The organism is Aurantiacibacter suaedae, from assembly GCF_005434915.1.
Lineage (GTDB): Bacteria > Pseudomonadota > Alphaproteobacteria > Sphingomonadales > Sphingomonadaceae > Alteraurantiacibacter > Alteraurantiacibacter suaedae.
The window spans coordinates 779,558-801,415 of sequence record NZ_SKCG01000002.1; the positions used below are offsets into that span (position 1 = coordinate 779,558).

General features: G+C 65.4%; 18 protein-coding genes. 6 read left to right on the plus strand and 12 right to left on the minus strand.

Translation table 11 applies throughout. The features are described from left to right. Positions 1-82: 82 nt before the first annotated feature. Complete coding sequence (ald, locus tag E0473_RS10125; RefSeq protein WP_137680723.1) at positions 83-1,198, minus strand: alanine dehydrogenase; 1,116 nt, start codon at positions 1,196-1,198, stop codon at positions 83-85. A gap of 96 nt (positions 1,199-1,294) precedes the next feature. Here ald and E0473_RS10130 point away from each other — a divergent pair, with 96 nt between their 5' ends. Beyond that, on the plus strand, positions 1,295-1,936 hold the full coding sequence (locus E0473_RS10130; protein WP_137680724.1) for a flavin reductase family protein: 642 nt from the start codon (positions 1,295-1,297) through the stop codon (positions 1,934-1,936). On the opposite strand, the gene E0473_RS10135 is transcribed toward E0473_RS10130, so the two are convergent. Further along, positions 1,933-3,402, minus strand: coding sequence for a helicase HerA domain-containing protein (locus tag E0473_RS10135; RefSeq protein ID WP_170308136.1), 1,470 nt, complete (start codon positions 3,400-3,402; stop codon positions 1,933-1,935). The genes E0473_RS10130 and E0473_RS10135 overlap by 4 nt on opposite strands. A 77-nt stretch (positions 3,403-3,479) precedes the next feature. Beyond that, entirely contained in the window at positions 3,480-4,712 is a 1,233-nt protein-coding gene (locus E0473_RS10140) for an SGNH/GDSL hydrolase family protein (RefSeq protein ID WP_137680726.1), read from the minus strand. Between the two features lie 122 nt (positions 4,713-4,834). Between E0473_RS10140 and E0473_RS10145 the strand changes: the two genes are divergently transcribed. Then, the gene (locus E0473_RS10145; protein ID WP_137680727.1) at positions 4,835-6,412 is read left to right on the plus strand and encodes a tannase/feruloyl esterase family alpha/beta hydrolase; all 1,578 of its coding nucleotides are present in this window, start codon (positions 4,835-4,837) and stop codon (positions 6,410-6,412) included. A 12-nt stretch (positions 6,413-6,424) separates the two neighbouring features. Here the strand turns inward: E0473_RS10145 and rimK are convergent, their stop codons facing one another. The 4 genes from rimK to E0473_RS10165 form a co-directional block, all read right to left on the minus strand. Beyond that, positions 6,425-7,336, minus strand: coding sequence for a 30S ribosomal protein S6--L-glutamate ligase (gene rimK, locus E0473_RS10150; RefSeq protein WP_137680728.1), 912 nt, complete (start codon positions 7,334-7,336; stop codon positions 6,425-6,427). Then, entirely contained in the window at positions 7,333-7,824 is a 492-nt protein-coding gene (locus tag E0473_RS10155) for an ATP-dependent zinc protease family protein (protein ID WP_161981569.1), read from the minus strand. The genes rimK and E0473_RS10155 overlap by 4 nt, the downstream gene beginning before the upstream one ends. 13 nt (positions 7,825-7,837) lie before the next feature. Then, positions 7,838-10,213 (minus strand): DNA translocase FtsK, encoded by a 2,376-nt coding sequence (locus tag E0473_RS10160; RefSeq protein WP_137680730.1) that lies wholly within the window; start codon positions 10,211-10,213, stop codon positions 7,838-7,840. A gap of 77 nt (positions 10,214-10,290) precedes the next feature. Further along, entirely contained in the window at positions 10,291-10,833 is a 543-nt protein-coding gene (locus E0473_RS10165) for a thiamine phosphate synthase (RefSeq protein ID WP_137680731.1), read from the minus strand. A 20-nt stretch (positions 10,834-10,853) separates the two neighbouring features. On the opposite strand from E0473_RS10165, the gene E0473_RS10170 reads away from it, so the two are divergent. Together E0473_RS10170 and E0473_RS10175 are read left to right on the plus strand one after the other, a co-directional pair. After that, positions 10,854-11,522 carry a YggS family pyridoxal phosphate-dependent enzyme gene (locus E0473_RS10170; RefSeq protein WP_137680732.1) on the plus strand — a complete coding sequence of 223 codons (669 nt, stop codon included), beginning with the start codon at positions 10,854-10,856 and terminating at the stop codon, positions 11,520-11,522. 138 nt (positions 11,523-11,660) lie between these two features. Continuing rightward, complete coding sequence (locus tag E0473_RS10175; RefSeq protein ID WP_137680733.1) at positions 11,661-12,056, plus strand: hypothetical protein; 396 nt, start codon at positions 11,661-11,663, stop codon at positions 12,054-12,056. Here the strand turns inward: E0473_RS10175 and E0473_RS10180 are convergent. Together E0473_RS10180 and E0473_RS10185 are read right to left on the minus strand one after the other, a co-directional pair. Then, complete coding sequence (locus tag E0473_RS10180) at positions 12,053-12,682, minus strand: response regulator transcription factor (protein ID WP_137680734.1); 630 nt, start codon at positions 12,680-12,682, stop codon at positions 12,053-12,055. The genes E0473_RS10175 and E0473_RS10180 overlap by 4 nt on opposite strands. Positions 12,683-13,004: 322 nt before the next feature. Beyond that, entirely contained in the window at positions 13,005-15,779 is a 2,775-nt protein-coding gene (locus E0473_RS10185; protein WP_137680735.1) for a [protein-PII] uridylyltransferase, read from the minus strand. Positions 15,780-15,909: 130 nt separating this feature from the next. Here E0473_RS10185 and lgt point away from each other — a divergent pair, with 130 nt between their 5' ends. Together lgt and E0473_RS10195 are read left to right on the plus strand one after the other, a co-directional pair. After that, a complete protein-coding gene (gene lgt, locus E0473_RS10190; RefSeq protein WP_137680736.1) occupies positions 15,910-16,806 on the plus strand; it encodes a prolipoprotein diacylglyceryl transferase in 897 nt (298 codons plus the stop codon). Further along, a complete protein-coding gene (locus E0473_RS10195; RefSeq protein WP_241657439.1) occupies positions 16,803-17,867 on the plus strand; it encodes a class I SAM-dependent methyltransferase in 1,065 nt (354 codons plus the stop codon). The genes lgt and E0473_RS10195 overlap by 4 nt, the downstream gene beginning before the upstream one ends. Here E0473_RS10195 and E0473_RS10200 read toward each other — a convergent pair. The 3 genes from E0473_RS10200 to E0473_RS10210 are packed head-to-tail and all read right to left on the minus strand — an operon-like array spanning position 17,864 to position 21,724. Then, a complete protein-coding gene (locus E0473_RS10200) occupies positions 17,864-19,426 on the minus strand; it encodes an ABC transporter permease/substrate-binding protein (protein ID WP_137680737.1) in 1,563 nt (520 codons plus the stop codon). The genes E0473_RS10195 and E0473_RS10200 overlap by 4 nt on opposite strands. Beyond that, positions 19,423-20,184 carry an ATP-binding cassette domain-containing protein gene (locus E0473_RS10205; RefSeq protein WP_137680738.1) on the minus strand — a complete coding sequence of 254 codons (762 nt, stop codon included), beginning with the start codon at positions 20,182-20,184 and terminating at the stop codon, positions 19,423-19,425. Before E0473_RS10205 ends, E0473_RS10200 begins: the two co-directional genes overlap by 4 nt. 10 nt (positions 20,185-20,194) lie before the next feature. Further along, complete coding sequence (locus E0473_RS10210) at positions 20,195-21,724, minus strand: sensor histidine kinase (RefSeq protein WP_137680739.1); 1,530 nt, start codon at positions 21,722-21,724, stop codon at positions 20,195-20,197. Between the last annotated feature and the right edge of the window lie 134 nt (positions 21,725-21,858).

Genomic DNA, 21,858 nt, shown 5'->3' on the forward strand with positions numbered 1-21,858 from the left:
CTTTCGTCAATTGATAAAGGAGCAAGCATCATTTGGTTGCTAGTTCGCATTCTTCTTTTAAATGCCTGATGGTCCAAAAAATTTATACCAAAACCTCATCCACAGTCAGCAGCTCATACCCCAGCTCTTCCGCCACCGCCGGATAGGTCACCCGGCCTGCGTGGACGTTCAGCCCCTGCGCCAGATGCGGATCGCTGCGCAGCGCTTCCTTCCAGCCCATATCCGCAATCCGCAGTGCGTGGGGCAGGGTCACGTTATTCAGCGCATAGGTCGAGGTGCGGCTCACCGCGCCGGGCATGTTGGCGACGCAATAGTGGACCACGCCGTCCTCCACATAGGTCGGATCGTCATGGGTGGTCGCGTGGCTGGTTTCGAAGCAGCCGCCCTGGTCGATAGCCACATCCACCAGCACCGCGCCCGGCTTCATCGTCTTGAGCATCGCGCGCGTCACCAGCTTGGGCGCGGCGGCTCCGGGCACCAGCACCGCGCCGATCACGAGGTCGGCCTCGCTCACCGCATCTTCCAGATTGGCCTTGTTCGAAAAACGGGTGGAGGCCCGCGCCTCGAAATGGGTGCCGACGCGCTCGAGCACTTCGGGATCGCGGTCCATGATCACCACGTCTGCGCCTAGCCCCGCAGCCATCTGCGCCGCGTTGAAGCCGACCACGCCGCCGCCGATCACCACGACCTTGCCTGGCATCACCCCGGGCACCCCGCCCAGCAGCACTCCGCGCCCGCCATGCGCCTTCTCCAGCGCGGTAGCGCCCGCCTGAATGGACATGCGCCCGGCCACCTGGCTCATCGGTTTCAGCAGCGGCAGCGTGCGGTTCGGGCCTGTCACAGTTTCGTAGGCAATCGCAGTGACGCCCGATTTCACGAGGTCGGCGGTCTGTTCGGGGTCGGGCGCGAGGTGAAGGTAGGTGTAAAGCAGCTGGCCCTCGCGCAGCTTGGCGCGTTCTTCGGCCTGCGGTTCCTTCACCTTCACCACCATCTCGCAGTCCGCGAAGATCGGATCCGGCCCGGCAACGATCTTCGCTCCAGCGGCTTCGTATTGGGCATCATGCGCGCCGATGCCTTCGCCGGCGCCGCTCTCGATCCACACCTCGTGCCCGTGCGAGGCCAGCTCCTTTGCGCTTTCGGGCGTCAGGCCCACGCGATATTCGCGGTTCTTGATCTCGCGGGGGCTACCGATGCGCATATCTGTCTCCTTGGTTGGCGAGGGTGGTTACAAGTGAAACCGTATCGCTGCAATCGCCACGTTGCATTGGCCCGCGCCTGTACCCACCTGCACCAGATGCAATTCACGATGAATGAACTCGATCCCGCCACGCGCTACAAGCTCCTGGTCAACACCGTTACCCCGCGCCCGATTGCATGGGTGCTGAGCGAGGATGGCGAGGGGCGACGCAACGCCGCGCCCTATTCGTTCTTCAACGCGATGGGCGGCACCCCGCCGCTGGTGGCGATAGGGATGTCGGCCGACGGGCAGCGCGAGGGCATGGCGGAGAAGGATAGCCTCGCCAATATCCGCGCCAAGGGTGAATTTGCCGTGGCGCTGGTAAGCGAGGGGCAGGCCGAGGCGATGAATGTCAGCGCCACCGATGCCCCGCCCGAGGTGAGCGAGTTCGATCTGGCAGGGTTGGAGGCCACCAGGGCCAGCCTCGTTGCAGCGCCGCTTCTGGTTGGCGCGCCGGTGCAGTTCGAATGCCGCCTGTGGCAGTTTATCGAGACCGGCCCCAATGCCGGGATCGTGCTGGCCGAGGTGATTGTCACCCATATCGAGGATCGCTTCCTCGGCGAGGAGGACGGGCGCCTGCGGATCGATAATCCGGCGATGCAGCTGATCGGGCGGACCTATGGCGCGGGCGAATATGTCCGCAACGCCGCGCCCTTGCATATGGACCGCGTGAGCTGGAGCGATCTTTCGCGCGACTAGCCCGCGTATTCTTCCAGTCCCGGCACGCTGATCGTGCGCTCGCCGCCGAAATCCTCACGCACCACGATCAGGCCGGTTTTTTCCAGATGGTCAAGCAGGCGGCGGATGCGGCCGGGTGACGAGCTGCCATAGACGCGCGCGAGTTCCTCTTCGTCAGGCGCGCTGCGGCCTTCGGCGGCGGCTGCGGCAATGGTGAGGAAGGGGGCGAGCACATCGTCGTCGACGCTCTGCGCGAGCTGCTCCACCGCAGCGCGGCGCGCAGGATCGAGCCGTTCGAGACCGGCGCTGGCATGGGCGAACAGGCGGCGGAATTGCGCCATGTCGATATGGGCGGATGGCACGCGGCGCTCGCGGCAGCGGATCGCGAAGCTGCGGAACAGGCTGGAGAGCGACTGGTAGGTCGCGCCCTCTTCATGCGCCATCTCGGCCAGCACCTGCTCAACCGATCCGTCCGGCGGCGGCGGGGCAGGAGCGGCGCTGAGCTTTTCGCCGTCCCCGGCGGCGGGCGGTTCGCCGTCATCCTGCGCGTGGGCTATCGTCTCGGCAAGGTCTTCCATCGCCGGCTTTGGCGGCGGGGCGGGGCGTTGGGGCTGCGGCGCTGCGGCTTCCTCGGCCAGCGAATCGTGAAGAAGCGCCTCCATCCCTTCGCCTGAAACCTGCGGCAGGGGGACGAGGCCCGAGGCGGCGTTCTTGCCGCCGGTCTTCACCGATCCGATTTTCACCGCCACGGGTTTGCGACTCACCGCCGGGCCGAGGCCGAGAAAGTGGCCGCGTTCGAGGTCGCGGATACGCTCGGCCTGCTTGCGGTCCATGCCGAGCAGGTCGGCCGCGCGCTGCATGTCGATATCGAGGAAGGTGCGGCCCATTAGGAAGTTGGAGGCCTCGGCGGCGACGTTCTTGGCGAGCTTGGCCAGCCGCTGGGTGGCGACGATCCCGGCCAGCCCGCGCTTGCGCCCCCGGCACATCAGGTTGGTCATGGCGGTGAGCGTCATCCGGCGGGTGTCTTCGGCCATTTCGCCAGCGGCGGCAGGCGCGAACATCTGTGCCTCGTCGACCACCACCAGCGCGGGAAACCAGTGCTCGCGCGGGGCATCGAACAGCGCGGTGAGAAACAGTGCGGCGCAGCGGATCTGCTGTTCGACCTCCAGATCGTCAAGGCTAAGCACGACAGAGGCGCGGTGCTGGCGAATGCGGCCTGCCAGCGCCTCGATCTCGCGGCTGGTGTAGCTGCCGCCCTCGATCACGATATGGCCGAACTCCTTCGCCAGGCTGACGAAGTCGCCTTCGGGGTCGATAACCACCTGTTGAACCAATTGTGCGCTCTGTTCGAGCAGCCTGCGCAGCAGATGCGACTTGCCGCTGCCCGAGTTGCCCTGCACCAAGAGGCGCGTGGCGAGCAATTCCTCGACATCGACGTGGACGGCCCCGCCGCCCGAATCCCGACCTATTTCGATTTGCGCCTGCACGGCGGCAGACTTAGGCGATGGGGCTGCGGGCGGAAAGGCCGCGAGGGGCATTTATCCAGTGCTTGCCGCCCACGCGGTCAGTCTGAAGCGAACAGGGTGAGATCGATGCTCTCGCCAACTGCGCGCAGGCCAGCGTCGGTGCCGTGGAGGTAATCGCCCATATGGTAGCCCTCGCGCATCTGCTGTGGGTCGGCGGAATCGGCAAAGGCTTCGTCGAAGCGGACCACGCCGTCGAACTCGCCCGAGGTGACAATCCATTCGTTTATCGCCTGCCGCGCTGCCTCGCCTTCCTCGCTCCAGTAGGCCGCGCCCTTGTACGGACCGATGGGAGAGCCGATGACCTTGATGCCTTTCTCATGCGCGCGGGCGATCAGCTGGCGAAAGCCCGCGATCATCTGCGGCACGTCGATTTCCGGCTGGTCGAGTGTGAGCCCGGCGATGCCGCCCTGCTGGGGGCCGTAGCGATTGCCGATATCGTTCACCCCTTCAAACACGATCATATGCGTGACATTGGGCAGCGCCAGCACATCCTCGTCAAACCGGGCGAGCGCACTTTCGCCCATGCCGGGGCTGAGCACGCGGTTGCCTGAGATCGCGGCGTTGGCCATGGCAAATTCCATCCCCGCCGCTTCGAGCCGCTCGGCCAGCACGTCGGGCCAGCGCCGGTCCGCGCCGGGCGTCGAGCCGACCCCGTCGGTGATCGAATCGCCAAAGGCCACGATGGTGCCCTGCGCATCGGGCGAAAGCACCTCGACCGTTTGCAGGAAGGCGCGGTATTGCGCGGTTGTGGCGGGAGGGAAGACCTCATCCACGTGGTTGCCCGGAGCCGACACGGAGAGGTCGTCGAGCCCGGTCAGGTGACATGTGCAGGCGCCCGTCGCCTCGGGCAGGTAAATCACGATCTTGGCCTTCTGGAAGTCCTCACTGGCAAGCTCGACAACGTCGCTGACGAAGGGCGCGCCGCGCGGGATCACCGCCCCCGCCTCACCGCCGAAGGTGAGCGGGCGGCTGGTGCCGGGCATTTCGGCGCCATTGCCATCAAGCAGTACGATGCGCGCCTCGTTGATGTGCAGCGGAGCCGGGCCATAGCGGTTGGTGAAGCGGACCCGCAGCGCCGAGCCGCCCTCGGACAGGCGAATGGTCTGCGCGAGGGTCACGTCCTCGAAGCTCGGCGCGGCAAACGGCCCTTCGCTGGCGAGCGGCGCGTGGGGGCTGGCGGTCCAGCTGCCGACCCAAAGCCCCTCCTGCGCGTGGGCGGTGCCGGTCAAGACCATCGCGGCCAGCGCCGCCGTTGCCATCGTATGTCGCATCGTCTTTGCCCTCTCCTGTTTGGGGCAGACTAGCTCGGCCCGCGCGAGAGGCAATCGGCGCAATTGTCGCGCGGGCGCTGCCTTGCTAACGATTGTGACAAACAGGGCCGGGAGAGACCACTATGCGCATATCCATCGTCACCGCCAGCCTGCTGGCCGCCACCGCGCTGCCGCTCGCGGGCGCTCCGGCCCAGCAGCAGAGTGCGGAGCAGCGCCCGGCAAACTATTACGGCAGCGCTTGCACAGCGCTCGAAGGCCTGGTGGATGACGGGGTCGAAATCACCTCGGCCAGCTTCCATCCCGAGACAACCACGATCGAGGCCACGCCCGTTTCGCCCGCCATCGCCAAGCCGCCGCATTGCCTTGTCGAGGGCGTTATCAACCGCCGCATGGGCGCGGGCGGGGCCGAATATGGGATCGGTTTCGAGCTGGCTCTGCCGCTGGAGTGGAACGGACGCTATCTGTTGCAAGGCGGCGGAGGTCTGAACGGCGTTGTTCGCCCGGCAGTCGGCCCGGTCGCGGCGGGGCAGGTCAACGCGCTCAGCCGGGGCTTTGCCGTCGCCAGCCACGATAGCGGGCACAAGGGCGAGGTGTTCGACCAGAGCTTCATGGCCGACCAGCGCGCCGCGCTCGATTTCGCCGAAGCGGCGGTGCCGCGTGTGACCGAAGCGACCCGCGCGCTGACCACCCTCTATTACGGCAAGACGCCGCACCACTCCTATATGGCGGGCTGCTCGACCGGCGGGCGCGAGGGGATGCTGGCGAGCCAGCGCTATCCCGAGCTGTTCGACGGGATCGTGATCGGCGCGCCTGCCATGCGCCCCGGTCATTCAAACCTCAGCATCGAATATGCGCAGGTGATGCTGAACCGCACTTTGGCTGCTGGCGAAGACGGCCCTGCGGGCATCGTCGGCGAACAGCGCGCATCGATCCGCCGCGAGATCCTGCGCCAGTGCGATGCGCTCGATGGCAAGGCCGATGGCATGGTGATGAACGTTGAGGCCTGCCGTGCCTTCGATCCGCAGGGCCTCGTGTGCAAACCGGGTGAAAGCGGGACATGCCTGAGCCAGCCGCAAGCCGATGCGCTGGCCGCCGGGCTTGCAGGCCCGCGCGATGCCAGCGGGCGGCCGAGCTACATCTCCTATCCGTGGGATACGGGGATTGCGTTCGACGGGCAGGGCCTGCCCGGCTTCGTGCCGATGGGCCAGCCCGGTGTGTTCGGCCCGGCCAACACCGCGCGCGAGCTGGATGTCGACGCGCGGCTGCACGCGGTGCGCTGGGATGCGGCGGGCCGCCTCACCGACACCCCCTACTGGACCAACCTTTCGACCTATCTCGGGCGCGGATCGAAGCTGATGTACTTCCACGGTGTATCCGACCCGTGGTTCTCGGCTTTTGACACCTGGGATTATTTCCAGCGCGCGCGCGAGGCCAACGGCTCCGAGACATGGGACAATGCCGCGCGTTTCTACATGGTGCCGGGCATGATGCACTGTTCAGGAGGAGACAGCTTCGACCAGTTCGATCTTCTCGGGCCGATGGTCGACTGGGTGGAGCAGGGCGAGGCGCCGGGCGCGGTCGAAGCCTTGCGCGCGGACGGCGGGCCGGAAAGCATGAAGCTGTGCCCGCACCCCTCCTATGCGCACTACGAAAGCGGCGAGGCGCTGCGCGCGGGCAGCTACACCTGCCGGATGCCGTAAGCCGAGAGGGCGCTAGCCTTTGCCGCGCGTCTTGGTGCGGCCCTTGGCGGCGTTCTCTTCGAGGAAGGCGATGATCTTGCCTGCCACGTCGGTGTTGGTGGCCTTTTCCAACCCTTCGAGGCCGGGCGAGGAATTGACCTCCATAACCACCGGCCCGTGGTTGCTTCGCAGCATATCCACGCCGCACACGTTGAGCCCCATGATCTTGGCCGAGCGCACGGCGGTGCTGCGCTCCTCCGCCGTGATGCGGATTTTCTCCGCATGGCCGCCGCGGTGAATGTTGCTGCGGAAGTCGTCTGCCGCCCCGGTGCGCTGCATCGCGGCGACCACTTTGCCGCCCACCACCAGCGCGCGGATATCGGTGCCGTTCGCTTCCTTGATGAACTCCTGCGCGAGGATATGCACGTTGGCGCTGCGAAAGGCCTCGAACACCGACTTGGCCGAGCGCGGGGTGTCGGCCAGCACCACGCCGATCCCCTGCGTGCCTTCGAGCAGCTTGATCACCACCGGCGCGCCGCCTGCGATGGCAAGCACCTGTTCGGCCTGCTTGGCGGAGTGGGCAAAGGCGGTGACCGGCAGCCCGATCCCGCGCCGCGCCAGCAGCTGCATCGAGCGCAACTTGTCGCGGCTACGCCCGATCGAGACGCTCTCGTTCAGCGGATAGACGTCCATCATTTCGAACTGGCGCAGCACGGCGGTGCCGTAGAACGTGATCGAGGCCCCGATGCGCGGGATCACTGCGTCGAAATCCTGGGGGCCGATCACGCGGCCATCATAATGCACCGTGGGCCGGTGCGAGGTGATGTCCATGAAGCAGCGCAGTGTGTTCAGGATTTCGATCGAATGGCCGCGTTCCTCCGCCGCCTCAACCAGCCGGCGGTGGGTGTAAAGGTTCGGATTGCGGGCGAGCATCGCCAGTTTCATGCGGTAGGGTCCTTGGCCTTCGCAGGCAGTTCGTCGAGCAGGAATTTGGCAGAAGGGTCGACAAGGAACAGCTTACCCAGCCCCTTGCGACCGACGAGAATCTGATAGCGCATTTCCTTGCGATTCGTCAGCGTAAACTCGCGCTTGCGGGCAACGGTTCCGAGCTTGAGCATGGTCGCGATTACCACCCGCTCCTCGACCGCGCCGTTGCTGCTTTTTACGCTACGGAAATCGCGGATTTCCACGTCCCAATGTACGGTCTTGCGAGGTTCGCCGGCGTGGCGGACATATTTGGTGATCTTGGCGCGGTGCTGTCCGTTCTCGTCGACATAGGGCGCGATGCGGTCGACATGGAGCGAAGAAGTGCGCGCGCCGGTGTCGATTTTGGCCTTTTCGGCGAACAGCCCCAGTTCGGGCAGATCGACATGCTCAAGCCAGCCGACCTTCGTGGCAGCAGGGGCAGGTTTGGCGGGAGCGCGTTTGGGCATGGCGGCGCGCCCGTTAGAGCGGATTGCCGTCCTTGTCGCGATAAATGTCGCGGCGGCCGACATGGTTGGCCGGGCCGACAAGGCCATCTTCCTCCATCCGCTCGATCCACTTGGCGGCGGTGTTGTAGCCCACGCCCATCTGTCGCTGGAGCCAGGAGCCCGACGCCTTCTGGTTCTCGATCACGATCTGGCAGGCCTGACGGTACTTGCGTTCGTCCGGGTTGTCGGAGGCGGTGAACTCGTCCTCGAAATCGAACCCGCCATCCGCTGGCTCCTCGGTGACCGAATCGACATATTGCGGCGTGCCCTGCTTGCGCCAGTGCTCTGCCACGCGCTCGACCTCTTCGTCGGAGACGAACGGCCCGTGCACGCGCATGATCGCCCCCGAGAGCGGTTTATAAAGCATGTCGCCCTTGCCCAGCAGCTGCTCCGCGCCCTGTTCGCCGATGATCGTGCGGCTGTCGATGCGGCTGGAGACGGCAAAGCTGATGCGGGTCGGCAGGTTGGCCTTGATGACGCCGGTGATAACGTCGACCGAGGGGCGCTGGGTGGCGGTGATTACGTGGATGCCTGCCGCGCGGCTCTTCTGGCACAGGCGCTGGATCAGGCCCTCGATCTCCTTGCCAACCACCAGCATGAGGTCAGCCAGCTCGTCGACGATGACCACGATCTGCGGCATCACCGAATATTCGAGCAGCTCTTCCTCGATCAGCGGTTCGCCGGTCTCGGGGTCGAACCCGGTCTGCACCGTGCGCTGAAGCGGCTTGCCCTTGGCAGCGGCGGCGCGGACGCGCTCGTTGAACCCGGCCAGGTTGCGCGCGCCGACATCGCTCATCATCCGGTAGCGCCGCTCCATCTCCTCCACCGCCCACTTCAGTGCGCGCACGGCCTTGGGCGGCTCGGTCACGACTTCGGCCAGCAGGTGCGGGATATGCTCGTAGCTCTTGAGTTCGAGCACTTTGGGATCGATCAGGATCATCCGGCACTGGTCCGGCCCGAAGCGGTAAAGCAGTGACAGCAGGATGGTGTTGAGCCCGACCGACTTACCCGAGCCGGTGGTGCCCGCCACCAGCAGGTGGGGCATGGCGGCAAGGTCGGCCACGATCGGCTCGCCGGCGATATCCTTGCCGAGGATGATCGGCAGTGATCCGGAGTGATCGGCAAAGGCAGCCGATGCGACCATCTCCTTGAAGTTGACCATTTGGCGCTGGGCATTGGGCAGTTCGATGCCCATCACGGTCTTGCCGGGGATCGGGGCCACGCGCGCGGAGATCGCGCTCATGTTGCGGGCGATGTCTTCGGCAAGGCCGATCACGCGGCTGGCCTTGATGCCGGGAGCGGGCTCCAGCTCGTACATCGTGACCACCGGGCCGGTGCGCACCGCGGTGATCTCGCCCTTCACATTGAAATCGTCGAGCACGGTTTCGAGCAGGCGCGCATTGCGTTCGAGCGCCAGCTTGTCGAGCTTGGGAGCCGAATTTTCCGGCGGATCGGCGAGGATGTCGAGGGCGGGGAGCTGGTAGTCGGCGAAAAGATCGGTCTGGTCCTTCGCCTTCGATGGGGTCGCCCGGCGCGGGGCGGCGGCGGGATCGACAATCGTGGTCTGGCGGCGCGCGGCGGCGGCGGCGGCGGCAGGCTCGCCCACCGCCTCGTTGTCGTCGCGATCACTCTGCGGCTGCGTGTCGGCTTTGCGTTGGCGCTGACGTGCCTCCTCCCGGAAGGGATTGGCGGGCGGCGAGAGGCGGGGCGGATTGCGCAGCAGTTCGGGCAGGGTGAGGAAACGGCTCCAGTCGAGCGCGAATACGCGACCGGCCAGAATGGCCCCGCCGACAAGGCAGGCAACGCCCGCAGCACCAATCGCCCAGGGCTGGACTCCGGCGGGCAAAAGAGAGGCGAGCGCGGTAATCAGCCGCTCGCCCAGCAGGCCGACGAGGCCGCCGGTCGAAGCGGGCAGGCTCCAGTCGCGCGGGGTCGAGACCAGCGACAGCACGCTCGCCAGCAGCGCCATGGCCACCAGCAACTGGCCAACCGTGCGCCACCAGCGGCCATCCCAATGCTCGTCCTCGTCGGCGTCGCGCCACAGCTTACGGCCGAAGACGAAGGTGAGCGGGAGCAGCAGCGCGGAAACGAAGCCGAAGGTGCCCAGGGCAAGATCGGCCACCACGGCACCGGGCGCGCCCATCCAATTTGCGATGGTGGCGCCCGCCGCGGTGGAGAGCGAGGCATCGGTCTGGGTGTAGCTGAGCAGCGCGAAGGCGAGGAACAGAGTGAAGGCGAACAGCAGCGCGCCCCCGGTCAGCTGCAGGCTGCGGGTGAGCGAATAGCGGAAGACGGCGCGCCAGTCCGCGCTGTCACTGGTCCCCGTCGATGGGGCCGAGCGGCTTGCCATGTCCTGTTCCTTGTAAGCGTCCCGCTGCGAGAATCGCAGACGGGGGGACCGGGGTCAAGCTTGCTGGAGGTTTGCCCCTACAGGGCGCTGAGACCGTCAATCGCCGCCCAAAGCTGAGCGCCGAGCCTGCGCGCCGTCTGCGCGGTCATTCCGCCCAGCGCGATGACCGGCATCTGTGCATGGGCGGCGAGCAGGCGCCAGCGCACCGGCCCCAGGTGTGGCGCGCCCGGATGCGAGCGGGTGGCGAAGGCGGGCGAGAGCATCACGGCGTCGGCGCACTTGCGGTTGGCCTGCGCGATCTCGCGCATCGAGTGCGCGGTGGCGATCTGCACCAGTCCGCTGCGCTGCGGATAGAGTGCAAGCGGCGCGCCATAGGTTCCCGCAGCGCCCCATTCGCGGGCGGTCAGCGCGCTATCGGCGAGCACCAGCAGATGACCGCGTGCCAGGCATAGGTCGCGCAAGGTCCACCAGCGGGCGATGCGCTCTCGCGGGGGCAGGTGATAGTGCCGGTAAACGAAGCCGCTGCCGCGCGGCAGACGCTTGAGAGCCGCTTCGAGAACGTCGTCGTTGCGTGCATCCGAAAGGAGCCACAGGGTCGGCAAGGGCTGGCGCTGGTGCATGGCCTCGCTATAGCGTCGCCATGACCGAGAATGCGAGTTCCCGTTTGGCCGACATCCGCGCCGAGATAACCACGGCCTGCAAAATTGCCCGCCGCAAGCCGGAAGACGTCACCCTGATCGCGATCAGCAAGACGCATCCGGCAGACGCGATCACCTCGCTGATCGAAGCTGGGCAACGTGTGTTCGGTGAAAACCGGGTGCAGGAGGCGCAAGTCAAGTGGCCCGACCTGATCGAGCGCCATGGCGACATCGCGCTTCACCTCGTGGGCCAGTTGCAGTCGAACAAGGCCGAGGATGCAGTGGCGCTGTTCGATTCCATCCACTCGCTTGACCGTTCCTCGCTGGTGAAGGCGCTGGCCAAGGCGATGGACAAGCAAGACAAGCGGCCAGACCTGTTCGTTCAGGTGAACATCGGGTCGGAGCCGCAGAAGGGCGGCTGCGCGATTGCCGATTTGCCCGGCTTACTGGACGAGGCGCGGCGGGCCGAGTTGCCGGTGATCGGCCTGATGTGCGTGCCGCCTGCGGATATAGAGCCTGCGCCATTCTTCGCATTGCTGGCCAAGCTGGCGGACGATCATGACCTGCCAGGGCGCAGCATGGGCATGAGCGGCGACTATGCGACTGCCACGAAGCTGGGCGCGACGCACCTGCGCGTCGGCAGTGCGCTGTTCGGGGCGCGCGAAGGGTAAGGTTCGCACATTTGCGGCGCAGGCTATGTGTGCTCCCTGAGTGCTGCGTTGCACTATTCACAAGGCCCCTCGTCCATAGCAACACATCTCAAGCGGGTTGGAAAACCCGCGTGGTCGCTTGGACGAAGGCAGTCTGTCTTGCTGGAACCGCTGCATCCCAAACTCTGGCGAAGGCGTCTTCACGCCATTGTCACGGCGTTGACGATCGTGCGGGACATCGACGATTCGGCCTGCCTGCGCCGGCTATATCACCTGTTGGCGTTGACTCCGGAGCCGTTGCGGCAGTGGTTTGCCCCGAGCCTGTCGGAAGACATGTTCGAGCAGGTGCTGCTGCAATCGTGCCGAACCGCAGCTCTTTCGCTCATCGGCAAGGCGTTCGACCTTGCCCTCACCGTTGATCGGCACGGCGAAGGCGTGGCCGTCACCCTTCGTCTGGGCGAAGCCGATGTGGAAGTGGCGGCACAGGGCAGCTCGCTCGCGCGCGCAGTTGTGCGCGGCATTTGCGAGATCGGCCTGAAAGTGTCGGATTCTTAGTCTTCGTCGAGTCCGGCATAGATGCCGATGCGGATCGCGTCCGAGGTGGACTGCATCGGCAGCTTTTTCAGCAGGTTGGCGCGATGGATTTCCACCGTGCGCGGGCTGATGCCGAGGTTGATCGCAATCACCTTGTTGCAATGGCCGCGCGTCATCTGTCGCAGCACATCGACCTCGCGCGGAGAAAGCTGGGCAATTGCGGCATTGGCGGCGGACTGCTTCGAGCGCAGCCGGGCCAGCGAGATCTGCTCGGGCGTCATGGTGACCGCGCGCTTGAGATCTTCCTTGGTAAGCGGCCAGACATGATAATTCAGCGCGCCGTTCAGCATGGCCGAAACGATCCGCTGAGGCGTCGGGTCTTCCGAGTAGACCGACGCAGGAAGGCTGAATTCGACCGCCTGGGTCGAACGCATCACTTCGGCGATCGAAGCGGTATCTGCATTGTCAGCGGATAGGACATAGCCATCGCGTCGCACCAGCTTGGCAAATTCATCGAGATCCTGACAGGGCTCCGCATGGAGGCCAACCTCGTAGCTCATCTTGGCGATCTGCGCGCGCCGACGGCTGTCGGAATCGATAACGTAGATACGATCGAGCGGGGTCATTTCCTGCGCTTGAGCGACCATTACTGCTTTCCTTCATGTCACCAAACTACGTGAGATCACTTATCTAGATATCCCCCACAATTTTCCACAAGCTACGTAATAAGTAAATATACTTATTGGAGAATCGCCGTCTATCTCCACAACCGCACGACGGCCTTAGGAAAATCACGCTAAAACAAACATTTGACTTTGTCACGCTCTTTCCGTGAGCGCGTGGACGCGCATTGCACGGTCAACCAGAGCCTTTACCGGATTAAGGTCACAGCAAGAAAACCGGGTCTCGTTGCCGTGCTAGCGGATTCGCTCTTCCGAGAGTTTCGCCGCCGACCGGGCGACGGTGCCGTCACGCTGCGGCGTCTTCGCTTTCGTACTCCGGTTCGCCAGCGGCAATCGCTTCGAGCAGGGCCAGCCGGACCTTATCGAGACGTTCCTTGCTATGGATCTTGTCGCCCAGAAGGTCGGTCACATAGAAGGTATCGACGGCGCGCTCCCCGTATTGGGTGATGTGGGCGGAGTTGATCAGCAGGCTTGTTTCGAACATCGCCCGCGTCAGCCGGTTCAGCAGCGCGGGCCGGTCGGTCGCGTTCACCTCGATGACGGTGAAGCGGTTCGATGCCTCGTTGTCGAACAGGATCAGCGGCTTCACGTGGAAGTTCTCTGCCCGGCGGCGCTTGAGCGGGCGCTTTTCCAGCCGTGGCACGATGTCGATCCGGTTAGCCAGCGCATCTTCGATCGCCGTTTTCAGCCGTTGCAACTGCGACGGTTCGTCGAACGGCTTGCCCAGCGGATCCTGCACGAGGAAATTGTCGACCGCCTTGCCGATGCGGTTGGTGTGGATGCGCGCATCGATAATGTTGCCGCCCGCCAGATGGATGGCACCGGCGATGCGGAAAAACAGGCCAGGGTGGTCGTCGCCGATCACGGTGACGAGTGTGGCGCCGAGCGCGGGATAAGATTCGGTGTGAATCGACAGCTTGTGATCAAGCTCTTTCGCTGCGGCGTAGTGCGGCAGGTTGATGGCGATGATGTCCTCGGGCTCGGCAATCCAGTACGAATCATCGAACCGGTCCTCCAGCTGCTCGATCAGTTCTGCCTCAGCGTCGAGAATATCGGCCACGCGCCGCTTCTTGTCGGCCACCCGGACTTCGCGGCCATGCGCCTTGTGTCCGAGCCGCAGCCGCTCTTCGGTCAGCTCGTAAAGCTCGGCCAGCAGCTGGCGTTTCCAGCTGTTCCAGATGCCGGGGCCGACGGCGCGGATATCGACGATGGTCAGCACGGTCAGCAGCCGCAGCCGCTCCATCGAGCTGACCTCGCCGGCAAAATCGGTGATCGTCTTGTAGTCGGTGAGGTCGCGCTTGAACGAGGTCGCGCTCATCAACAGATGCTTGGCGACCAGCCAGCTGACCAGCTCGGCTTCATCCTCGTCGAGCCCAAGCCTGGGGCACAGCTTGAGCGCCACCTCCGCGCCGAGCAGCGAATGGTCTCCGCCCCGCCCCTTGGCGATATCGTGCAGCAGCGTGGCGACATAGAGCACACGGCGGTTGGCGATTCTGGGCAGGATTTCGGTGGCGAGCGGGTGATCTTCAGCGAACTCGCCGCGCTCGATCTTGGCCAACAGGCCGATCGCGCGGATCGTGTGCTCGTCGACCGTATAGTGGTGATACATGTCGAACTGCATCTGCCCACCGACCTTGCCGAAATCGGGTACGAAGCGGCCGAATATCCCGGCCTCGTTCATCGCCCGCAGCACGGTTTCGGGGTCCTTGTGGCCGCACAGCACATCTAGAAAGAGCGCGTTCGCGCGCGGATCGCGGCGCAGCGCGCGGTTTATCAGGCCGGAATCGCGGCGGAGCATCCGCAAGGTGGCAGGATGAATCTCCACGCCCTCAGCTTCGGCGATGGCGAAAATTTCGATCAGGCGGACCGGATCGTCCGCGAACCAGTCGTCGCCCGGCGCCGCCAGCCGGCCGGCATCGAGCAGGTAACCCGAGACTTTCTCCGCCTTCTTGCTGCGGAACGAGGAGAAGAACTCCGCCACCCGGCCTTTCTCAGTGGCCTCTTCCTCGAAGTGGGCGAGGAACACGCCGGTGAGGTGGCCCACATGCTGCACTTGCAGGAAAAAGAACTGCATGAACCGCTCGACCGCGCTTTTGCCCGGGCGGTCGGCATAGTTCATTCGCCGCGCAACCTCGCGCTGGAGGTCGAACGTCAGCCGGTCTTCGCCGCGCTTGGCAATGGTGTGCAAATGCGCGCGCACCGCCAGCAGAAACGATTCCGCCCGGCGGAAGGTGCCATATTCGCGCTGCGTGAACAGGCCCTTGTCGACCAGCTCGGCAGCGTTGCGGACACGGTAAACGTATTTGCCGATCCAGTAGAGCGTCTGCAGATCGCGCAGCGCACCCTTGCCGTCTTTCACATTGGGCTCGACCACATAGCGCGAATCGCCCATCCGCTTGTGGCGGGCCTCGCGCTCGGCCAGCTTCTCGGCGACGAAGCGTTTTTCGCTCCCGCTCACCACCTCGGCGAAGAAGCGGGCGGTGGCCTCATCATACAGCGCCTGATCGCCCCACAGGAACCGCCCTTCCAGCAGAGCGGTGCGGATCGTCAGGTCTTCCTTCGCCATCCGCACCATCTCGTCGAGCGAGCGGCTGGAATGGCCGACGGTGAGGTTCAAGTCCCACAGGAAGTAAAGCATTGCCTCGATCGCCTGTTCGCACCAGGCGGTCGGCTTGCCGGGGGTGAGGAAGGCGATGTCGATATCCGAATGCGGCGCCATCTCGTAGCGGCCATAGCCGCCCACCGCGACCAGTGCGAGCCGCTCGCCGGTGCTGCGGTTGTGCGAGGGATAGACATTGTCGATCACATGATCGTGGACTACGCGGATCAGCTGATCGGCGAGGAAGGCGTGCCCGTGCGCGATCTCGTGTCCGGCGCTGGGGCGTTCGTTCAGGCGGCGGGCCATCTCTTCGCGGCCAGCGGCAAGAGCGGCGCGCAGCAGATCGACGACGTCGCCGCGTCCGGCCTCGGCTCCCTTGTCTTCAACGACGCGGGAGATCTTCTGGGCGAGGGCGCGCCGGTCGATGACCGCGCGCTGTTTGGGGATGGTCGGCAGGCTCACGATTAGCCGAGATAGAGTGGGCATCGGCGAATTGCAAAGCCGCTGGGCCTTCCAAGCGTACCCCGCCTGTGCCAAAGCGCAGTCCGGTCGCGGCTGGAGCGCCGCAGCATAGGCAAGACAAAGGGCGAATATGCTGGAGATTGCGGCAAGTGCAGCGGGTGCGGCGGCGAATGCGCCGCTCCACTGGGCAGACCTTGGGCTGCGCGAGGGCATCGACCTCGGCTTCTTCACCATCAAGTACTATTCGCTGGCCTATCTGGCAGGCATTCTGCTGGCCTACTGGCACCTGTCGAAGATGATCCGCCAGCCCGGCGCGCCGATGGCGCAGCGCCATGCCGACGACCTGTTCTTCTACTGCACCCTCGGCGTGATCCTCGGCGGCAGGCTCGGCTATGCCACGTTCTACCAGCCGGAGCTGTGGACCACCTTCGTGCCGAACACCTTTGTTTCATGGGGTGTTCTGCGTCTGTGGGACGGCGGGATGAGCTTCCACGGCGGGCTGATCGGCGTGGTGATCGCGATTGCTTGGGTCTCGTGGAAGAACGGGCTCTCGTTCATCCGTGTCTGCGACTATATCTCGGTCAACGTCGGCTTCGGGATGATGTTCGGCCGCCTCGCCAATTTCATCAATGGCGAGCTGTGGGGCCGCGCGGTCCAGTCGGACATTCCCTGGGCGATGGTGTTTCCTGGCGCCGGGCCGGAGCCGCGCCATCCGAGCCAGCTCTATCAGGCGTTTGGCGAAGGCTTCATGGTGATCGTGGTGATGCTGTGCCTGTTCTGGCTCACTCGTGCGCGCTATCGCCCCGGCGTGATGGTGGGCACCTTCGCGGCGGTGATTTCGGTGGCGCGCTTCACGGTCGAGTTCTTCCGTGAACCCGACGCGCAGCTCGCTGAATTCGCCGCCCGCACGGGCCTTAGCATGGGCCAGTGGCTGACGATCCCGTTGATCGTGGCGGCTATCGGGCTGGTTGTGTGGTCGCTTAGCCGTCCGGCTCCGCTCACGCCGCCGGAAGAGCGCCACGATTGACCACGTCCGGTGAGCCACCTGCGGCGCTGGCCGACAGCTTTCGCCGCCTCATCCGGGCGCACGGGCCGATCAGCCTGATGCAGTTCATGGGCGAATCCAACGCCCACTACTATTCACGTCGCGAGCCGTTTGGCGAGGCGGGCGATTTCATTACCGCGCCCGAGATCAGCCAGATGTTCGGCGAGCTGATCGGCCTGTGGCTGGCCGATATGTGGATCCGCGCGGGACGCACCGAGCCTGCACACTATGTCGAGCTGGGGCCGGGCCGCGGCACGCTGGCACGCGATGCCACGCGGGCGATGAAACGCTATGGCTTCGAACCGCGCCGGCATCTGGTCGAAGGCTCTGTCGCCTTGCGGAGCGAACAGCTCAAGCAGGTGCCCGAGGCGCAGTTTCATGACGATCTGTCGAGCGTGCCGATGGAAGGGCCGGTGCTGCTGGTGGCGAATGAGTTTCTCGATGCGCTGCCAGTGCGTCAGCTTGTGATGACCGATCACGGCTGGCGCGAGGTGATGATCGGGCTGGATGGGGAAGACCGCTTCATCGAGGTGCCGGGACAGGTGCCGATGGATTCCGCCGTGCCCGAAGCGCGCCGCGATGCGCCGCCAGGCACCGTGATCGAGACCTGCCCCGGCGCGGCGGCGACGCTGTTCGAGGTGGCCGGGAGGCTTGTGAAGCAGGGCGGCGCGGCGCTGTTCATCGACTATGGCTATGCCACCAGCCGCAACGGTTCCAGCGTGCAGGCGGTGCGCGCCCATCGCAAGGTCGATTGGCTGGCCGAGCCGGGTGTGGCCGACATCTCCGCGCATGTCGATTTCGCGCAATGCGCGGCTGTGGCGCAGTCGCGCGGGGCGCGCTGGCTGGGCACCTCGGAGCAGGGGGCATTCCTGAAAGCGCTGGGCATCGATGCACGCGCAGAAACTTTGGCAAGCACAGCGCCTCAACATCGGGAAGCCCTGATGGCCGCGCGCGACCGGCTTACTTCGCCATCCGAAATGGGCAGCCTGTTCAAGGTGCTGGCGCTGACCGCACCCGACTGGCCCGACGGCGCGGGGTTCTAGCGGGTACTGGCTGGTTGCGCCCCGATTTCGTCCAGCAACCAGCGCGCCGCTTCGTCCACGCTGCGCTTGTCCTCGTCTCGGTCGACCATCAGGTTGGCCTCGCGCATCGTTTGCACGTCGATGGCGCCGATCAGCGGCTTTAGCGCCGCGGCCAGCTCGGGATCGTCCGCAAGGCGCGGACTCACGAGAAGGATCGCATCGTAGCTGGGCAGCGCTTCCAGCGGGTCGGCCAGAAAGACGAGGTCGTCTGCAGCGATCCGCCCGTCTGACGTATAAGCGCTGATCACATCGGCTTCGCCGGACTTGAGCGCATTGTACATGAAAGTGGGGGCAAAGGTGCGCTGGTTCGCGAAGCGCAAGCCATAGGCTTCGCGCACGGCTTGCCATTCGGGGCGTTCGAACCATTCGGGATCGCCGCCGATAGTCATGCTTTGGCCGCGTTCGGCAACATCGGCGATCGAGTTGAACAGGCCAAAGGTCGCCTTTTCGCGTTCCATCGCGAGGCCATAGGCATTTTCGAACCCCAGCCTTCCCAGCACCTTCGTGCCGCTGGTGCGCTGCTCCCAATTGACGATCTCGTCGAACATGGCCTCCCGGCCGGGATTGCCGCTCTCGCCCAGCTCATTGGTCCATAAGGTACCGGTATAGTCGACGCTGATGTCGATGGCAGAACTTGTCACCGCCTCATGCACCACCGCCGAGCCTAGCCCGTCGCGGTATTCGACCCGGTAGCCGGCGTCTTCAAGCATTATGCCAATGGCATGAGCGAGGATGTACTGTTCGGAAAACGGCTTGGCCCCGATTTTCACCACCTCGCGGCTGGCCGCGCTCCCCGGTTGTGCCACAGCGAAAGCGGCGGCGCCAAGCCCTGCCAGCGCCAGCACCGCACCGATCCAGGCAAGCATGGGGCGGCGGCTGGCGATCCCGCGCTCGACCAGCCCGAGCAGCCCATCGGCCACCAGCGCCAGACTGGCCGAGGCAATGCAGCCCGCCAGCACCAACGCCCAGTTCTGCGTCTGCAACCCGGCAAAGATAGGGTCACCCAGGCTGCGCTGGCCGATGGTGGTGGCGAGCGTGGCAGCGCCGATGGTCCAGACGCTGGCCGTGCGGATGCCCGCCATCACATAGGGCGCGGCGAGCGGAGCCTCGACATGGCGCAGGCGTTGCCATCGCGTCATGCCAATGCCGTCTGCCGCTTCAAGCGCTTCGGCATCGACATGGGTGAGCGCCGTCACCGCATTGCGGAGGATCGGCAGTAGCGCGTAGAGGCCCAAGGCAAGCCAAGCGGGCAGGAACCCCAGCGTCGGCAGGCCTTCCCCGAAGACGGCCCGCGCCGCCAGCAGGATCGGGAAGAACAGCGCCAGCAGGGCAAGCGCCGGGATCGTCTGCACGAGGCTGGCAAAGCCCAGAGCTACGCCCGCCACATTGCGCGAGCGGGCCGCCCACAGCGCCAGCGGCAGGGCAAGCCCAAGGCCGAGCGCCACGGCAGCCGCGCTGAGAAGGATATGATCGGCCAGCTGCGGCCCGAGGCCAAGCAGTGCGGCGAGCAGATCGCTCATACCGCCGCCCCGAGCCTGCGCGCCTGATCGCGAGGCACGGCCACCAACGCCTGCGCCGCTTCGCCGCCCGCGCCCGCCAGCAGCGCGGCAGGTGTTTCGTCGGCGACGATCCGGCCCGCTTCCATCACCAGCACGCGGTTTGCCAGCAGCAGCGCCTCTGCCATGTCGTGCGTGACCATCACGGTGGTGAGGCCCAGCTCCTCGTGCAGCGCGCGCACCCGCTCGCCAAGCCTGGCGCGAGTGATCGGATCGAGCGCGCCGAAAGGCTCGTCCATCAGCAGCAGGTGGCTGTCACCCGCCAGCGCTCGCGCGATGCCAACGCGCTGACGCTGGCCGCCCGACAGCGCCTCGGGGTAGCGGGTGGCAATGTCGCGTGGCAGTTCGACCAGATCGAGCAGTTCGCCGATGCGTTCTTCGGCTATTCGCCCCGCGCCCGAGATCCGCGGCACCATTGCGATGTTTTCGCCAACGGTGCGGTGGGTGAACAGGCCTACGCCCTGAAACACGTAGCCGATCCGCCTGCGGACCAAGGGGGCGGGCTCCGAAGCAACGTCAGCACCGTCGATCAGCACACGCCCGGCATCGGGCTCGACCAGCCGGTTGACCGTCTTGAGCAGTGTCGACTTGCCTGAGCCCGAAGCCCCAACCAGCGCCACGAATGCCCCGCGCGCGATGTCGAGCGAAATGTCATCCACCGCCAGCGTCGGACCGAAGCGTTTCGACACTTGGTCGAAGGCGAGAAAGGGGGTGGCTGCCATCGGTCGCAGCCTAGGGGGCAATCGCGGCCCTGGAAACCGTTAGCTCGGCCACCAACCCGTCGGGGTCGAAGCGGCGTTCCCAGTTTCCCTGCAGCTGGCCGCTCACGCTCATCTCGATCAGGCGGGATCCGAACCCGCTGTCGCTGGGCGTTCCGGAGAGCGGTGGGCCGCCCCGTTCGCGCCATTCGAGCAGCAGGTTGTCGTCGCTGTCGGTAATCGTCAGTTCGACCGTGCCCTCCGCGGTGGACAGTGCGCCGTACTTGGCCGAATTTGTCGCCAGTTCGTGGAACACCAGCGCCAGCGGAGTGGCGGCGCGCGCGCCGATTGTGCTGTCGGTGCCGGTGATAGCCACGCGCGGTTGGCCGAGCCGGTCGCGATAGGGGCCGAACAGGGCGGCGAGTAGACCCTGCAAATGCTCCTGCCCCGGGGCGCCCGAGGGCCGCACAAAGTCGTGTGCGCGGCTGAGCGAATAAAGCGTGTCGGCCAGATCCTCGGCGAAGGCCTTGTGCTCGGGCGCATTGGCGGCCTTGAGCCGCGCGAGCCCGATCACCACCGCAAAGATATTCTTGATCCGGTGCGACAGCTCGCCCGCCAGCAGATCGCGCGCCTCGAGCGCCTGATGGGTCTCGTCGATATCGGTAATGCTGCCGAACCAGCGGTGGTTCTGACCCTCTTTTCTGGTGACCGGGGCCGCCTGGCCAAGCACCCAGCCCCATGATCCGTCGGCACGGCGCAGCCGGAACTCGGCTTCGAACGGTTCGTCCCCGACAACCGCGCGATTCCACTTCCCGAAGGCGTCGTCAGCATCCTCGGGATGAATGAAGGGACGCCAATCTTCCGGCACTTGCGGCGGCGGGGCGCCAGTGACCTGCTTCCAGCGGGCATTGAAATAATCGAAGCGCCCGCTCGAATCGAGCGACCATGCCATTTGCGGCACGCCCTCGATCATCCGTCGCAGCTGATCTTCGCGGTCGGCAATCTTGCGCCGGGCGCGCAGATCGTCGCGGCGCGCTTCGAGCAGCCGCATCACCGACTGCGCGAGCACCGCCAGCCCCTCGCGCTGGAGATCGTTGAGCCCCTCGGGCCGTTCCTCGACATCGATCACGCACAAAGCGCCGAGCGGAGTGCCCTCCTGCGAGATCAGCGGCTGGCCGGCGTAGAAGCGGACGTGGTGCGGGCCGGTAACCAGCGCGTTGTCGACAAAGCGCGCATCGCAAGTGGCGTCGGGCACCACCATGACATCCTCGCCCATCATTGCGTGCGCGCAGAAGGAGACATCGCGCGCCGTCTCCCGCTCTTCCAGACCTTCGCGCGCAAGGAAACGCTGGCGGCTGTCCTCGACGATCGAGACGAGGGCCACCGGCACCTTGCATAACCTGGCGGCGAACCGGGTGATCGCTTGCAGCTCGGGATCGTCGTCAAGCCGGTCAAGCGAGAAGCTGGACAGAACCGCATGACGCGCCGCGTCCGTCGTATCGTTTGTGAGGGCGCCGTCGGGGGCGGATCTATTGCCTTCGCGCGGCATGGTTTCAGGTTTCATGGTCGTTCCGGGTGGCGTTCTAGACTTTGCGCGACGCCAGGCCAAGCGCGTGTTTACCACAATAGCCTCGTGGTCGCGCTGGCCAGATTGCGATGACAGGGAACCGGTCGCAACGCCGGGATGGTTTTTGCCTT